The sequence below is a fragment of the Amycolatopsis australiensis genome (genome assembly GCF_900119165.1).
In the GTDB taxonomy this organism is placed as follows: Bacteria; Actinomycetota; Actinomycetes; order Mycobacteriales; family Pseudonocardiaceae; genus Amycolatopsis; species Amycolatopsis australiensis.
The window spans coordinates 4,002,609-4,017,539 of the sequence record NZ_FPJG01000006.1 but is presented as its reverse complement, the minus strand read 5'-3'; the positions used below and the strand labels follow the sequence as shown (position 1 = coordinate 4,017,539).

Sequence of the window (14,931 nt, the reverse complement as noted above, 5' to 3'; positions counted from 1 at the left end):
GCGGGTCGGTGGTGGACCAGCTTATCCGGTCGCCCGGTCACCCCGCGCGAGCGGCGGGGGCCGCCGGGAGCCTGGCAGGATGGGCCGACGTGACCGGAAGACCGACCGACCTGACCCGTCGTGCCGCCCTCCGCGCGGGGGCGCTGGCCGCGCTGGCCGTTCCGCTCGCCGCGTGCGGGCCCGGCTACGACGAGAGCCCCGACCCGCTGCAGCCGCTGCTGGCCGCCGCCGAGGCGGACGCCGCCGCCGCGCGGGCGCTGGCCAAGGGCGAGGACGCCGGCCCCGCCGGCCAGCTCGCCGACGCGCGCGCGGCGCACGCGGCCGCGTTGAAGTCCGAAGTGGACCGGCTGAACCGGCCGAAGCCGTCGCCGTCCGCCACGCCGCCGGCCCCCGCCGCGCTGGGCGGCATGAAAGACCGGCTGGCCGCCGCGCGCAAGCAGGCCGAGGACCTCGTCGGCGCGCTGCCGCGCTACCGCGCCGGGCTGGTCGCGGCGGTGGCGGCGGGCTGCGCGGCCCTGCAGCGCACCGACCCGGCGCTCGGGCCGGGCGACGACGCTCCGGCGGTCACCGCGCCATCGGGCGCGCCGGCCCCGGAGGTGGTGGACCCGCTGCAGACCGCGCTCGCCGCCGAGCACGCCGCCGTCTGGGTGTACGGCCTGGTCAGCGCGTTCCTGCCGGCCGACTTCGCCGACGCCGAGAAGGCGGGCGCCGCCGAGCACGCGGTCCGCCGCGACCTGCTGCAGACGATGCTGTCGGCGGCCGGGGCGACGCCGGTCGCGCCCGAACCGGCGTACGTGCCGAAGGACCCGGTGACGGACGCCAAGTCGGCGGCCAGGGTGGTCGCGACGGCGGAGGCCGACTGCGCGTCGGCGTGGCTGGCGGTGGTCGGCCACACCGACGACGCGAGCCTGCGCACGACGGCGCTGCACGCCCTGGTGGCGGCGTCCCGGCGCGGAACGCCGTGGCGCGCGGAGGCGGGCGAGAAACCGGCGGCGATCGCGCTGCCCGGCCGGCCGGGCTGACCGGGTGGTCAGCCCTTGAGGTCGGCGGACAGGCGGAGTGCGTCGGCGGCGATCTTCTTGAGCAGGGTCTCGTCCGTGTGCTGGGCGTAGAAGTCGGCCAGCACGATCGTCGTGTTCGTGCCCTCGACCTTCGAGGCGTACGCCGCGTCGGAGCCGCTCACGCTCGGGGTTCCCTTGCCGGCGAACGTCTTGTCCTTCACCAGGTCCGTGACGTTGCCGGTGCCGTCCTTCTCGGTCAGCGCCTTGAGCGCCTTCGCCTTCGCCGAGTCCGGCATCCCGACCACGACCACCGACACGAGCGCCTTAGCGCCGCCCGACTCGGTCGTGTAGAGCGCGCGCACCAGCGACTGGCACGGGTTGTCCTGGAAGAAGTCGTGGGTCTTGCCGTACGACTTCGCGGCGCAGTCCGTGGTCTTCTCCGGCCCGGCGACCTGGGTGAACTGGAACTGCCCGGTGTTCTGGGCCGGCGGCTGCGCGACCGGCTCTTCCGGCGTCGAGTCGTGCCGGATCAGGAACCACAGCAGCCCCGAGACGACGGCGATCGCCACCAGCCCGGCGCCCTTGAGCAGCAGGGACCGGGTGTCCCGCGCCGGCGGTCCCGGCACGGGCGGGCGGGGCTGCGGGGGAACCGCGCCGAGCGGGGCCGTGTCGGACGGGCCTGGGGTGAAATGCGCACCAACCACGGGGCCATACGGTAGTGCTCTTCCCCGGGGGCGCCGCCCCCAGACCCCCGCCGCGGGCTTCGCCCGCAAGCCCCCGGGAGGTGGTTCACCGCCCCCGGCGAGTTCACCCGAACGCGTGTAAGACGCGTTCGACGTCGTCAGCGGTGTTGTAGAGGTGGAAGCCGACGCGCACGCGGCCGCCGCGGACGCTGGAGACGATCCCCGCCGCCGCGGCCCGCTCGGGGTCGCCGTCGAGCGAGACGATCGCCGTGCCACCCGGCGGGAGCCCCAGCTCCGTGCGCAGCGAGTCGGCCAAGCCGACGTCGTGCGCCGCGACGGCCGCCAGGTCGAGGCCGCCGAGGTACTCCAGCGCCGCCGCGGCGCCGACCTGGGCCAGCCAGACCGGCGAGAGGTCGAACGCGCGGGCGTCGCCGGCCAGGCGCAGCGGGAGGCCGTAGACCGTCGACCACGGGTCCTCCCCCGCGTACCAGTTCGCCGCCACCGCCCGGGTCCGCTCCCCCGCGTCCGGCCGCACCACGAGCCACGCGCTCCCGCGCGGCGACAGCAGCCACTTGTAGCCCGCCGCGACCACCCAGTCCGCCCAGGCGACCTCCAGCGGCAGCCAGCCCGCCGCCTGGCTGGCGTCCAGCAGCACCGCCGCGCCGGCCGCCTCGGCCGCGGCCCGCAGCGCCGGGAGGTCCACGATCCGGCCGTCGGCGGACTGGACGACGCTCACCGCGACGACGTCGTGCCCCTCGACCCGCGCGGGCAGCGCTTCCAGCGGCGCTTCGGTGACCGTGGCGCCGTTCGCCGCGAAGGGGAACGTCACGCTCGTGAAGTCTCCTTCCGCGGCGAGCACGCGGGTGCCGGCGGGCAGTGCGGCGGCGACGTTGGCGACCAGCTGCGAGACCGACGCGCCGATCGCGACGCGCCCCGGGTCCACGCCGAGCAGCCGGGCGAACCCGGCCCGCGACCGCGCGACGTAGGCGTCGAAGTCCCCGGGCCGGCTCGCCCCGGTGCGCCACCGCTCGACCGACTCGGCGACGGCGGCGGCGACCGGTGCGGGCGGGATGCCGACGCTGGCCGTGTTGAGGTATCCGGGCGGGCAGGCGAACTCGGTTCCGAAGGCGCGCATGAGCCGAGCCAAGCAGACCGGGGCAACCCGTTTACGGCAGCAAGGCGACGACGTCGGCGTAGCTCGGCGGGCGCAACGGCGGTTCCCGGCCGTCGCGCACGGCCAGCGCGGTCTCCGCGGCGGCCGCGAGCGCGACCCGGTACGGCAGCGAGCCCAGGCTGACCCGCGCGACGCCCAGCTCCGCCAGCCCGGCCACGGTGACCTTCCCCGGCAGGAACAGCAGGTTGACCGGGATCCCGGCGGCGACGACACGCTCGACGTCCGCCGGGGCGGCCAGGCCCGGCACGAAGACGCCGTCCGCGCCCGCCGCCGCGTACGCCCGCACCCGCCGCTCGGCTTCGGCGATCGAACGGTCACCCAGCCAGTGCGTGTCGGTCCGCGCGTTGACGAACAGGTCCGGGACCCGCGCCTTCACCGCCTCGACCAGGGTGGCGTGGACCTCGGCCGGGGCGAGGGAGCCGCCGGCGCGGCCGTCTTCGAGGTTGACGCCGGCCGCGCCGGCGTCGGCCAGCTCCGCCGCGAGGTCGGCCACCTCGGCGGGGTCCGCGCTGAAGCCGTCGGCGATGTCGACGCTGACCAGCGCGTCCAGCCGGGCCAGGCGGCGGGCCAGCGCGACGGTCGCGTCCCGCGTGGACGGCGCGCCGTCGGGCTCGCCCGCCGCCGCGGACACGCCGAGGCTGGTCGTGCCGAGGGCGCGGAAGCCCTGCGCGGCGAGGAAGGCGCCGACGCCGAACTCCCACGCGTTCGGCAGCAGCAGCGGGTTCCCGGGGACGTGCAGGGCACGGAATTCGTCCATGCCCCGAACCTAGGCCCGCGACGCTTCGGCGGGCACCGAAGCGAACGGCGCCAGCAACCCCGGCACGGCCGCCGTGGCGAACTCGAGGCCTTCGTCGGCATCGGCGTCGCGCACCGAGTAGGCGCCGGAGCCCGCCGCGGTGGTCGCGGTGAAGGTCGCGAGCCCGCGGCGGCGCTGGAACACCGACTGCGTCACCGTCCAGCCGATCACCCCGTCCCGCGCCAGCACGGCTGTGCCGCGGCGGAGGGTGCCGGCCCGCGTGAGCAGGTGGCGGCCGGTGCGGCCGTGCCCGAGGCCGCGGTAGGCGTCCAGGCCCAGCAGCACCGCGGCCGGCAGCGCGACCACGGCGAGGACGCCGCCCAGCACCAGCAGGACGTCGGTGAGCAGCGCGCCCAGCGCCAGCAGCGTCAGCACCGGCGCGAGGGCCGTCAGCAGGGCCCACCGCAGCCGCCGTCCCCGCGCGGCCGGCGGGTGCGGCACCAGCGCGACGCCGTCGACGGGCTCGCCCACGACCCGCGCGGCCACGTCGAGGGCCGTTTCGCGTGGTGCCACCGGCAGCAGCGTCTTGGCTTCGGCCCGGTCGTCGTCGTGCTCGATGCCGGTGGCGATGGCGTCCACCCGCGCGGCGCCGGCGAGCCGGGCCCCGAGGGGCTCGACGAGTTCGACGCCGCGCAGCCGCCGCTCCTCGAGCGTGGTCGAGCGGGTCGTGAACAGGCCGCGGCGCACGCGCAGGGTGCCACCGCGCTCGCGCTCCAGCCGGTGGTTCCACCACCTTTCGGTGAACAGCCCCACCGCCCCCACCACGCCGGCCACGATGGCGGCCACCAGCAGGAGCAGGATGCTCACGGCCAGGGGCAGGCCGCCGAAGCGGGCCAGCAGCCAGTGCCACAGCCCGCTGCCGGCGCCGAACCAGTCGGCGGCCTTGAACACCGTGCCGAAGGCGGCCAGCCCGAGGGCCGGCGCGACGAACGACAGCGGCGCGTACCGGATCCAGCGCGGGTCGAAGCGCGCCAGCGGGCCGCCGGTGGCCGGGGGCAGGGTGACGCGGTGCAGCAGCTCGGTCCGCAGGGCTTCGGCGTCCGCCCTGGCCAGCGGGGCGAGGGTGAGCCGGCCCCGCCCGGCGCTCTCGTGCTGCCCGGTGCCGACGGTCAGCACCGCGAGGCCGAACGCGCGGTGCAGCGGGCCCGCCGTCAGGTCGGCGGTGCGGATCCGGTCGCACGGCAGGGACTTGCGCGTGTGGGCGACGAACCGGAACTCCAGCTCCAGGCGGTCGGGCGTGCAGCGGAACCGGGTGTGCCGCCACCGGAGGAAGTCCGCCAGCACCCCGGCACCGGCGACCAGCAGGACGGCCACCGGGACGAGCCACGGCGCCCGGAGGCCGGCGGCGACCGGGACCGCGGGCGGGACGGCCGCCCCGCTCAGCACGACGGCGGTGACGCCGAGGGTGCGCCGGTCGAGCCGGCGCCAGCCGGTCACGTCGCGTCCCCGGGCGTGGCTTCGGTGCGTTCGGTCAGCTGCTCGGCGACGTCGGCGGCGACCCGCGCGTCGAGCCCGCGGAGCCTGACCGCGCCGCGCGCGGACGCCGTCGTCACCGTGACCGTCGCGAGCCCGAAGCGCTGCTGCAGCGGCCCGCGCAGCGTGTCGACGGTCTGGACGCGCGACAGCGGCGCGACCCGCCACTCCTGCCGCAGGAAGCCCGAGCGCACGTAGACGGCGGTCCCGGTGACTTCCCAGCGGTGCAGGCCGAACCACCACCGCGGCAGCACGGCGCACCAGGCCGCGCCGAGCACGGCGACGACGGCGGCCGGCCCCAGCAGCCACGGCGCGGCGGGCGGGACGAGCGCGCCGGGCAGGGCCAGGACGAGGGCCGCCGTTCCGAAGACGAGCGCGCCCTGCGCGCGCCACCAGGCGATCGCCCGCCGGTCGAGCGGATGGCGCGGCGGCCTGAGTTTCACTGGTCCGGTCGGCACCGGAATCCCCCCGGAGGTCGGTTACCATGCGATCGCATCGTAACCGCGGAGCCACGGCTTTCGCAATGCGATCGCATGACAACCGCCGGGTCAGGGAGCGACGTGCCGAAACGGGTGGACCACGACCAGCGCCGGGTGCAGATCGCCGAGGCACTGCAGCGGCTGACCACCCGCGCCGGGCTGGAGGGCGTCAGCCTGCGCCAGGTGGCCGCCGAAGCGGGCATGTCGATGGGGTCGGTGCAGCACTACTTCAAGACGAAGGACGAGATGCTGCTCTTCGCCCTGGAGCACCGGCACAAGCTGCGCACCGAACGGATCACCGCGAAGGTCCTGGCGGAGGGCCCGCCCACGCCGCGGTCGATCCTGCGCGCCTGCCTCGTCGAGATCCTGCCGCGGGACCCCGAGAGCGAAGCCGACTTCCTCATCGGCGTCGCGTACTTCATCCGCGCGGTGGCCGATCCGGCGATGGCGAAGGTCTTCGGCGAGGGCACGCCCGAGCTGCTGCAGTTCTTCGCCGGCCAGATCCGGCAGGCCCAGGCGGCCGGCGACGTCCCGGCGTCGGCCGACCCGGCGGCGGAGGCGGCGATCCTGTGGGCGCTGGCCGACTCGCAGGGCTCGGAAATCCTGATGGGCCACCGGACCCCGGCGGACGCGGTGTCCACTGTGGACTACTACCTGGACCGGCTGTTCGGCGCCTGAGCCTCAGGCCGAGGCGGGCGTGTGTTCCGCGTCGTAGGCGTCCCGGGCCCGCTGGACCGCGCTCATGTGGCGGCGGGCCCACTGGTCCAGCACGTCCAGCGGCTCGGACAGGGTGCGGCCGAGCGGGGTCAGCTCGTACTCGACCTTCGGCGGGATCGTCGGGTACGCGGTGCGCGTCAGCAGGCCGTCGCGGACCAGGCTGCGCAACGTCTGCGTCAGCACCTTCTGCGAGATCCCGTCGACCCGGCGGGCGATCTCCGTGAACCGCAGCGGACCGGCCTTCAGCGCGCCGACGATGAGCACCGTCCACTGGTCGCCGATGCGGTCGAGCAGCTGGCGGGTCGGGCAGTTGCGGTCGTACGGGTCCGGGAACACGGGCCGCCTCCTCGGTTTCCCGGGGAGAGTAACACGCCGTTCAGACGGTGGTGGTGCGTCCCGCGGCGGCCAGCCCGGCGGCGACCCGCTTGATGAACGACCCCAGGAAGCGCCGGTAGAACCAGCCGGTGCCGGGGATCTTCGGCGTGAACGTCGAGTGCCAGTGGATCTCGGTCCCGCCCTCGACCGGCGACAGGTCGACGTAGGCGACGTAGTCCCGCAGCGGCAGGCCGTGCTCCAGCGCGTAGCCGAACCGGCGGCCGGGCTCGAGCGCGACGATCTTTTCGTACGAGCGCACGCGGCCGGTCCGGAACAGCCGGACCGCGCCGAGCCCCTCCGGCTCGCCGTCGCCCTCGCGGACCAGTTCGAAGGAGCCCAGCGGCGACCAGCGCGGCCAGCTCGCGCCGTCCCGCAGCAACGCGTACACGGTGTCCGCGTCCGCGGGCGTCACCACGCGGACCGAGATTCTCTGTACCATCCGGTACATGTACCATTCGGTACATGATCGGGACAAGCCCGCGCGCGAAGCTGCTCGACGCGGCGATCGACCACATCGCCCGCCACGGCGGCGCGGGCAAGAGCCTGCGGGCGCTGGCCGCGGACCTCGGCACCAGCCACCGCATGCTGATCTACCACTTCGGCTCGAAGGAAGGCCTGCTCACGGCGGTCGCGCGGGAGGTGGAAGCCCGGCAGCGGGCGGCGCTGGCCGGCCTCGGCCCGGCCGACGCGGGCCGGGAGTTCTGGCGGCGGCTCACCGACGAGTCCCTGCGCGCCAACGAGAAGCTGTTCTTCCAGCTCTACGGCCAGGCACTCGGCGGCACGCCGGGCACCACCGGGCTGCTCGACGGCGTCGTCGACGACTGGCTCGGCCCGATCGAAGCCCTCCTGGCCGGGCTCGGCGTCCCGGAAGCCGACCGGGCCGCCCACGCCCGGCTCGGCCTCGCCGTGGCCCGCGGGCTGCTGCTGGACCTGGTCACCACCGGCGACCGCGCCGCCGTGGACGCCGCGATGGAACGGTTCCTGGCCATGTCCGGCGGGCACGCGTGATACTGGCGCGATGCGTCTGCTACTGGGGTTTCTCGGTTCCTTGCTCCTCACGGCGGGTCTCGCGCCCGCGGCGTCGGCGGCACCACCGGAAAGCCGGCCGATCTACTCCTACGCGGACGCGATCCGCGAGACGGCTTGGGTCGAGACCGGCACCGATCACGACCACGACGGCAGGATCGACCGGATCGCGGCCGACGTCATCCGGCCCGCCGCGCGCGTCCGCGTCCCGGTGATCCTCGACGTCAGCCCGTATTACGCGTGCTGCGGCCGCGGCAACGAAGCGCAGAAGAAGACGTACGCGCCCGACGGGACCCCGCAGCAGTTCCCGCTGTTCTACGACAACTACTTCGTGCCCCGCGGCTACGCGGTGGTGCTGGCCGACGTCGGCGGCACGAACCGGTCGTCCGGCTGCTTCGCCGACGTCGAGTCCGGCAACGCGGTCGTGAACTGGCTCAACGGCCGGGCGAAGGCGTTCGACGCGCCCGACGGCGGCTCCCCCGTCACGGCCGGCTGGGCCACCGGGGACGTCGGCGCGATCGGCAAGTCGCAGGACGGCGCGACCGCGATCGGCATGGCCGCTTCGGGCGTTCCCGGACTGAAGACGATCGTGCCGATCGAAGGCGTCGCCGACAACTACGCCCAGCTCGTCGCGAACGGCGCTCCCCTGGCCGCGCCGGAGAACACCGGGTCTTCGTTCACCTACAACGCGCGGGCCGCCGAGCTGTGCAAGCCGTTCGAAGCGGACGTCAAAGCCCGGGCGGGCACCAACGGCGACTACAACGCCTACTGGCAGAGCGTGCACTACGTCCCGCGCCCCGGGCAGGCGAGCGTGCTCATCGCGCAGGGCTTCGGCGACTGGGTCGTGGCGCCGAACCAGTTCGCGAGCTACTGGGACGCGCTCGGCCGGGCCGGCGTCCCGCGCAAGGCGTGGCTGAGCCAGGCCGGCCACACCGACCCCTTCGACCTGCAACGCGCGCAGTGGGTCGAAACGCTGCACCGCTGGTTCGACCGGTGGCTGCTCGGCCTGCGCAACGGCGTCGAGCACCAGCCCGCCGTGCACCTCGAAGCCACGCCGGACCACTGGACCGACCTCCGCGGCTGGCCGCCGGCGACACTGCCGGTGACGCTCCGCCCGTCGGCCGGCGGCGCGCTGGGACCGACCGGTTCCGGCACCGCCACCGTGGCCGACGACCCCGCGGTCACCCGCGAGCAGTGGGCGGCCGGCGTGTCGGCCGCGCGGTTCACCGGCGCTCCCCTGCCGGCGCCGGTGCGGATCGCCGGGTCGCCGTCGGTGACCGTCACCGCGTCGTCCGACAAACCCGTCGCCCGGCTCGGCGTCGCGCTCGTCGACTACGGCCCGGCCGACGTCCGCAACACCGCGGACTACGGCAGCGGCATCCGGAACCTGGCCACCCGGTCGTGCTGGGGTTCCAGCACGGCGGCGGACAGCGCGTGCTTCCTCGACACGGCCACCGACCTCGTGCGCGCGGACCACCGGATCGTCGCCGCCGGCTGGGCCGACCTCGGGCACCACGCGTCGTTGTGGCACGGCGAACCGCTCGTCCCGGGCCGGGCGTACACCATGACGTTCACGCTGACCGCGCTCGACCACGTCGTCCCGGCCGGGCACCGGCTCGGCCTGCTGCTCGGCGGCACCGACGGGCAGCTGTTCGACCCGGCGCTGCCGGCACTGGGCGACACGCTGACGTTCGACCTCGCGCGGACGTCGGTCGGCTTCGGCCTTACACACCCCGAACACTAGGCGCACGTCCCTCGAACACCGTCCGGCGAAAGTGGTCCTCGTACCCCCGGACGGACACGAGGAGACACGATGCGAGGAACGACCTGGACGCGGCTGGCACTGGCGGGCGGCGCGAGCGCGGCCTGCCTGCTGGCCGCGGCGCCGCTGGCCTCGGCCGAGACCACGTCGCCGGCGCCGGTCGCGCCGATCACGCTCAGCCCCGGCGAGTCGGCGCAGGTCTGCGGCGACTGGGTGCCGAAGCTGCAGAAGCGGGCCGAAAACCTGGAGAAGCGGATCAACGGCGGTCCCGAGGTGAAGGGCTCGGTCGCCAACTTGAAGGCCCGGGCCGCCGACCAGCGCGCGAAGGGGCACAACGACCGCGCCGACCAGCTCGACCAGCGCGCCACCAAGCGGCAGGGCCGCATCGGCGAGCTGGACGCGGCGAAGCAGAAGCTCGACGCCTTCGCCGCCGCGCACTGCAAGCCGGCCGCCCCGTCGACGGCGCCGAGCAAGTGAGGAGCGCGCGGATCGCGGCCGCGGCCGGGGCCGTCGCGCTCATCGCGCTGAGCTGCTCGGCCTGCCGCGACGACCTGGTGGGGTCGCCGGACAACACGCCGCCGACTTCGGAGCTGAGCGGGATCGAGTCGACACTCAACGGCATCGAGTCCGACATGAACAGCGATGGCACGCCCTGAGCGGCTAGCGTTTCCCCGGTGACGGCGGCGGAGACGGGAGCAGGCATGGGGTCACCGGGACGCGGCCTCGTCCTCGTGGTCGAGGACGAGGCCGCGATCGCCGAGCTGGCGGCGCTCTACCTCAAGCGCGACGGCTTCGGCGTGCACGTCGAGGCCGACGGCGGGCGCGCCCTCGAAGCGGTCCGGCGCCTGAAGCCGGTGGCGATCGTGCTCGACATCGGACTGTCCGGAATGGACGGGATCGAGATCTGCAAGGCGCTGCGCGCGGCCGGGGACTGGACCCCGGTGCTGTTCGTCACCGCCCGCGACGACGAGCTGGACCGCTTGCTGGGTCTGGAGATCGGGGCGGACGACTACCTGACCAAGCCGTTCAGCCCGCGCGAGCTGGCCGCGCGGGTCCGGACGGTGCTGCGGCGCGCGGCAGGCGCGTCACCGGCGGCCGAGACGTTCGCCGTCGGCGGCGCGCGGGTCGACGTGACCAGCCGCCGTGCGTGGGCCGGCGACACCGAGATCTCCCTGACCTCGACCGAGTTCGACCTGCTGACGCACCTGCTCCGGCACCCGGGGCAGGTGCTTTCGCGCGAGCAGCTGCTCAGCGCGGTCTGGGGTTACGCGGCGGCGGCGGGCACGCGGACGGTGGACGTCCACGTGGCGCAGCTGCGGGCGAAACTCGGTGCCGCCAGTCCGATCCGGACGGTGCGCGGCATCGGGTACGCGGCGGACCCGGCGTGAGGGGCACGCTCGCCGGGCGGATCACCCTGGTCTGCCTCGCGGTCGCCGGGGTGGCGGTGATCGTGGCCGGGCTCGTCGCGGCCCGGCTCGTGCGCACGACGGCCGACAACGCGCTGCAGTCGTCGCTGGCCGCGCAGGCCGACGTCGTCGCGTCGCAACTGGACGAAACCGGCATCGGGAACCGGCTGGGCGTCGGGAAGGTCGCCGACGTCGTGCGCGGGCAGGGCATCTCCGTGGTCGTCCGGCGCGCGGGCGGCCAGGCGCTCGGGGACGCGGTCGCGGTGCAGGCCGCGACGAAGCTCGGGCTCGGCGCGAACCGCTCCGGCCGCGTCACGGTCGGCGGCGCGCAGTACCTGGTCGAGACGCGGGTGGTCGGCACGCGCGGCGCGGCGTTCGCGCTGGTGCTGCCGGCCCGCAACGCCGAAACGACGCAACGGGCACTGGTGCGCAACATCCTGCTGGCGCTGGGCATCGGGCTGCTGGTGGCGGCGGCGGCCGGGTTCGTCTCGGGGCGCCTGCTGGGCCGACCCCTGCGCCGGGCCGCGGCGGCCGCGGGATCGCTGCGGGCGGGACGGCGAGACGTGCGGGTGCCGGTGGAGGGGCCGCGAGAGGTGGCGGAGGTCGCCGGGTCGCTGAATTCGCTGGCCGACGCGCTGGCGGTCAGCGAGGCGCGGCAGCGCGAGTTCCTGTTGTCGGTGTCGCACGAGCTGCGGACGCCGCTGACCGCCGTGACGGGGTTCGCGGAGGCGATCGCGGACGGCGTCGCGGCGGGGCCGGAGGCGCGCCGGGCCGGGCAGACGATCCAGCGGGAGGCGCAGCGGCTCGAGCGGCTGGTCACGGACCTGCTGGAGCTGGCCCGGCTGGGCGCGGACGAGTTCCGGCTGGACGTCGCATCGGTGGACCTGGGCGCGCTGGTCCGCGACTGCGCGGAGGTCTGGCAGCTGCGGTGCGCGCGGGAGCAGGTGCGGCTGTCGGTCACGGCGCCGTCGTCCCCGGTGCGAGTGCCGGCGGACGCCCGCCGCCTGCGTCAGGTGGTCGACGGGCTGGCGGAGAACGCCCTGCGCGTGACCCCGGCGGGCGCGCCGATGGTGTTCTCGCTCACGGTGTCGGGGACGTCGGCGGAGCTGTCGGTCCGCGACGGCGGCCCGGGCCTGGCCCCGGAGGACTACCCGGTGGCGTTCGAGCGCGGCGTGCTGAACGCGCGTTACCGCGACCGGCGGCCGGTGGGGTCCGGGATCGGGCTGGCGCTGGTCCACGGCCTGGTGACCCGCATGGGCGCAACACTGACCGCGGGCCCGGCCCCGGAAGGCGGGGCGGCGTTCACGATGACTTTCCCGCTCGCCGACGTCTCGGCGCCCTGATCACCCGTTCGTAACTCGGCATCAGGAATCCACGACAGAAACGCTGGAGTGGTGCGTCTCACCTTCACAATGGTGTCCGGTTCGGCAACATCGGACCCACCGAATTCCAGGCACCGACGGTGTGACGGGAGTGCGGAACCGATGGAGGATCAAGGAAAACACGACGGCGACGACGGCGATCCCGCTGAACGGAGCAGGCGGCTGGTCCAAGCCTACGAACAGGGTGCTTCCATCCACGAACTCGCCGAGAAGGCGGGACTGAGTTACACGTGGATGCGGAGAAAGCTTCTCAAGGCAGGTGCCGATCTTCGGCGCCGCCCGTCCCCGAAGACAAGCCCGGTGCCAGTGGACCAGCTGGCCGAGGAGTACCGCCAAGGCGCCAGCATTTTGCAACTCGCCAAGAAATACGGCCTCTACTACAAACGAGTACGCGAGCTGCTGCTCGGTCACGGAGTGCAGTTGCGCCCGTCGACGCGCGGCACACCCGACAGCTGACGCATCGTGTCCGTCGTCACCCATTTCGATTTCCTCGCGTGCATCTGCACGGGAGCAGCTCGTGCTTTCGAGTGGTCCTTCCACCATCCAGCGACGAAACCGGCCGGCCGGCCTGTAGACAAAGAAGTTCGGGACTTGCGGGGGAGATCTCGGATGGACGAGCCGGCGAACCAGCCGACCACGGCGACAGGCGGGCCGGGCGGGCATAACCGCATTCCCGGCCCCGTCCAGCTCCCCGCCGCGACCGGGGACCTCGTCGGCCGTGACGACGTTTTCGCGCAGCTCGACGACGTGTGGGCCCGCCGGGACGCCCGGCGCCCGCTCGTCGTCTTGAACGGCATCGGCGGAGTCGGCAAGACCGCGGTCGCAGTGCACTGGCTGAGCCGGCGACGCGCGGAGTTTCCCGGCGGCCTCCTCTACGCCCCGCTGACCGACGCCGACAGTAGCCCGGCGCGACCGGAGGACGTGCTGCACGGATTCCTGACCGCGCTGGGTGTGGCCGCCGGGGACATCCCATCCGGTCCTCTCGGCCGCTCTGGGGTCTTCCGCACGGTTACCGCCGGGCGCACACTGGCAGTCCTGCTGGACGACGCGGTGTCCGCCGCCCAGGTCCGGACCCTGCTGCCCGCGACGTCGTCCGTGCTGGTCGTCGTGACCAGCCGGCGACGGCTCGCCGGGCTCGGCATCGACGACGCGACGCTCGTCGACGTAGCCCCTCTCGACGAGGCCCGGTCCAGCCAGCTCCTCGGCTCGGTGGTCGGGCTTGAACGCCTGGCCGCCGAACCCGCAGCGGTCCGGAGCATCGTCAGCACGTGCGGCGGGCTGCCGCTGGCCCTCGGCGTGGTGGCCGCCCGGCTCCGGGCCCGGCCGCTCAGGCGGCTCGAACGCGAAGCCCGGACCTACGACCGGTACCTGCGAGAAGCGGGCCCGCTCCCGGAAGACGTACAAGACGTCCAAGCGGTTTTCGACGCTGCCTACGCCGAATTGCCCAGCGGCGCTGCCCGGCTGTACCGGGTCTGTGGTTTGCATCCGGGCCCGGAGGTCGGGCTCGAGACACTGATCGCCGTACTGGATGCCCCGGCCGAGCGGATCGAAGACGAGGTCGAGACCCTGGTCGACGCTAATCTCCTGGCCGACGCCGACCACGACAGAGTGAAACAACACGAGGTGCTCCGGCGGGACGCCCGCATCCGCGCCGAGCGGGAAGACACTTCCGCCGACCGGCAGACGATCGCCCGCGGGTTCGCGCGCTGGTACCTGGCCCGGGCCCAGCTCGCGGACGACCTGATCCACCCGCACCGGCCACGGTTCGCGCGGTCTCCCGCGGCGAGCCCGTCGTTCCGCGACCGGGCCGCAGCGGTCGCGTGGTGGCGGAGGGAGCTTCCGACGCTCCGCGCCACCTTCACCGAGGCAACCCGGAACGGGTGGGACGAAGAGGTCTGGCAGTTCTGCGAAGCTGCCTGGGGTTACTTCCTGCACCACCGCGACTACGACGCCTGGTTGCCGATGAGCGTGGCGGGAGTGGCAGCGGCACGGCGGTGCGGGCACCCGCTGGTCGAAGCCCGGCTGCGAGCTCAGCTGGGATTCGCCTACGCCAAGCTCCACAGGTACGAAGAAGCCGTCACGCAGAACCTCGCTGCCCTGCGCCTCGGCGAACAAGTGGGAGACGAACAGACGCGCGCGACCGCCCTGTCGCAGCTGGGGCGCGCCGCACGAGGCCGCGGCGACCTCAACGGCGCGCTCGGCTTCTACCGGCAGGCTGTCGCGCTGCAGGCCCAGCTCGGCAACGACCGCGGGGTCGCCCTTGGCCGGCGTCGCTGCGGCGAGGTCATGGCCAAGCAGGGCAGGACCGCCGAGGCGATCGTCGAACTCGAAGCCGCCGCGAATTCGATGGCCGAACTCGGCGACGCCAACCAGCACGCCCGCGCCCTCATGACGCTCGCTTCGATCCGGGTGCGCGACGGCGACTACGCCGTCGCGCGCCGGATGCTGTCTGCTGGTCTCGAAGCAGTCCGCCGCTTGGGCTCGCCGTACTACACTGCGGAACTATTGGCCGCGCTCGGGCGCCTCGAGCTGGACCGTGGCCATGACAAGGAAGCACGCCACCATTTCGCCGAAGCTCGCGAGCTCTATGCCGCCATCGGGGATCCGCGCGCTGCCGAACTCCCCACGGCCACCGGAGAGTGACCGCAACCACCGGT

The 14,931-nt window shown here is 74.3% G+C and carries 17 protein-coding genes; 10 read left to right on the top strand and 7 right to left on the bottom strand.

All coding sequences use genetic code 11. The features are described 5' to 3' along the window. Nucleotides 1-89 precede the first annotated feature (89 nt). A complete protein-coding gene (locus BT341_RS20090; RefSeq protein WP_072477761.1) occupies nucleotides 90-1,022 on the top strand; it encodes a ferritin-like domain-containing protein in 933 nt (310 codons plus the stop codon). Nucleotides 1,023-1,030: 8 nt separating this feature from the next. On the opposite strand, the gene BT341_RS20085 is transcribed toward BT341_RS20090, so the two are convergent. From BT341_RS20085 to BT341_RS20065, 5 genes are all read right to left on the bottom strand, one after another. Continuing rightward, nucleotides 1,031-1,627 carry a hypothetical protein gene (locus BT341_RS20085; protein WP_072477760.1) on the bottom strand — a complete coding sequence of 199 codons (597 nt, stop codon included), beginning with the start codon at nucleotides 1,625-1,627 and terminating at the stop codon, nucleotides 1,031-1,033. A 181-nt stretch (nucleotides 1,628-1,808) separates the two neighbouring features. Then, nucleotides 1,809-2,819 carry an aminotransferase class V-fold PLP-dependent enzyme gene (locus BT341_RS20080; protein WP_072477759.1) on the bottom strand — a complete coding sequence of 337 codons (1,011 nt, stop codon included), beginning with the start codon at nucleotides 2,817-2,819 and terminating at the stop codon, nucleotides 1,809-1,811. 31 nt (nucleotides 2,820-2,850) lie between these two features. Further along, nucleotides 2,851-3,615 carry an isocitrate lyase/PEP mutase family protein gene (locus tag BT341_RS20075; protein ID WP_072477758.1) on the bottom strand — a complete coding sequence of 255 codons (765 nt, stop codon included), beginning with the start codon at nucleotides 3,613-3,615 and terminating at the stop codon, nucleotides 2,851-2,853. A 9-nt stretch (nucleotides 3,616-3,624) separates the two neighbouring features. Then, complete coding sequence (locus tag BT341_RS20070) at nucleotides 3,625-5,091, bottom strand: PH domain-containing protein (RefSeq protein WP_072477757.1); 1,467 nt, start codon at nucleotides 5,089-5,091, stop codon at nucleotides 3,625-3,627. Continuing rightward, entirely contained in the window at nucleotides 5,088-5,570 is a 483-nt protein-coding gene (locus tag BT341_RS20065) for a PH domain-containing protein (protein WP_084742941.1), read from the bottom strand. The genes BT341_RS20070 and BT341_RS20065 overlap by 4 nt, the downstream gene beginning before the upstream one ends. Before the next feature lie 117 nt (nucleotides 5,571-5,687). Between BT341_RS20065 and BT341_RS20060 the strand changes: the two genes are divergently transcribed. Continuing rightward, on the top strand, nucleotides 5,688-6,284 hold the full coding sequence (locus BT341_RS20060; protein WP_072477755.1) for a TetR/AcrR family transcriptional regulator: 597 nt from the start codon (nucleotides 5,688-5,690) through the stop codon (nucleotides 6,282-6,284). A gap of 3 nt (nucleotides 6,285-6,287) precedes the next feature. Here BT341_RS20060 and BT341_RS20055 read toward each other — a convergent pair whose 3' ends face one another. Both BT341_RS20055 and BT341_RS20050 read right to left on the bottom strand, forming a co-directional pair. Continuing rightward, a complete protein-coding gene (locus BT341_RS20055) occupies nucleotides 6,288-6,659 on the bottom strand; it encodes a winged helix-turn-helix transcriptional regulator (RefSeq protein ID WP_072477754.1) in 372 nt (123 codons plus the stop codon). A gap of 40 nt (nucleotides 6,660-6,699) precedes the next feature. After that, nucleotides 6,700-7,137 carry an SRPBCC family protein gene (locus tag BT341_RS20050; RefSeq protein WP_072482066.1) on the bottom strand — a complete coding sequence of 146 codons (438 nt, stop codon included), beginning with the start codon at nucleotides 7,135-7,137 and terminating at the stop codon, nucleotides 6,700-6,702. A 23-nt stretch (nucleotides 7,138-7,160) separates the two neighbouring features. On the opposite strand from BT341_RS20050, the gene BT341_RS20045 reads away from it, so the two are divergent. From BT341_RS20045 to BT341_RS20010, 8 genes are all read left to right on the top strand, one after another. Beyond that, nucleotides 7,161-7,706 carry a TetR/AcrR family transcriptional regulator gene (locus tag BT341_RS20045; protein ID WP_072477753.1) on the top strand — a complete coding sequence of 182 codons (546 nt, stop codon included), beginning with the start codon at nucleotides 7,161-7,163 and terminating at the stop codon, nucleotides 7,704-7,706. 10 nt (nucleotides 7,707-7,716) lie between these two features. Beyond that, complete coding sequence (locus BT341_RS20040; protein ID WP_072477752.1) at nucleotides 7,717-9,468, top strand: CocE/NonD family hydrolase; 1,752 nt, start codon at nucleotides 7,717-7,719, stop codon at nucleotides 9,466-9,468. Between the two features lie 69 nt (nucleotides 9,469-9,537). Next, nucleotides 9,538-9,963: a hypothetical protein gene (locus BT341_RS20035; RefSeq protein WP_072477751.1), complete on the top strand. Its 426-nt coding sequence runs from the start codon at nucleotides 9,538-9,540 to the stop codon at nucleotides 9,961-9,963. Next, complete coding sequence (locus BT341_RS20030; RefSeq protein WP_072477750.1) at nucleotides 9,960-10,142, top strand: hypothetical protein; 183 nt, start codon at nucleotides 9,960-9,962, stop codon at nucleotides 10,140-10,142. The genes BT341_RS20035 and BT341_RS20030 overlap by 4 nt, the downstream gene beginning before the upstream one ends. Before the next feature lie 45 nt (nucleotides 10,143-10,187). Further along, nucleotides 10,188-10,874: a response regulator transcription factor gene (locus tag BT341_RS20025; RefSeq protein ID WP_072477749.1), complete on the top strand. Its 687-nt coding sequence runs from the start codon at nucleotides 10,188-10,190 to the stop codon at nucleotides 10,872-10,874. Next, nucleotides 10,871-12,235 (top strand): sensor histidine kinase, encoded by a 1,365-nt coding sequence (locus BT341_RS20020; RefSeq protein ID WP_072477748.1) that lies wholly within the window; start codon nucleotides 10,871-10,873, stop codon nucleotides 12,233-12,235. The genes BT341_RS20025 and BT341_RS20020 overlap by 4 nt, the downstream gene beginning before the upstream one ends. A gap of 141 nt (nucleotides 12,236-12,376) precedes the next feature. Further along, nucleotides 12,377-12,730: a helix-turn-helix domain-containing protein gene (locus BT341_RS20015; RefSeq protein ID WP_072477747.1), complete on the top strand. Its 354-nt coding sequence runs from the start codon at nucleotides 12,377-12,379 to the stop codon at nucleotides 12,728-12,730. 153 nt (nucleotides 12,731-12,883) lie between these two features. Beyond that, nucleotides 12,884-14,917: a tetratricopeptide repeat protein gene (locus tag BT341_RS20010; protein ID WP_072477746.1), complete on the top strand. Its 2,034-nt coding sequence runs from the start codon at nucleotides 12,884-12,886 to the stop codon at nucleotides 14,915-14,917. The last annotated feature ends 14 nt before the right edge of the window (nucleotides 14,918-14,931 follow it).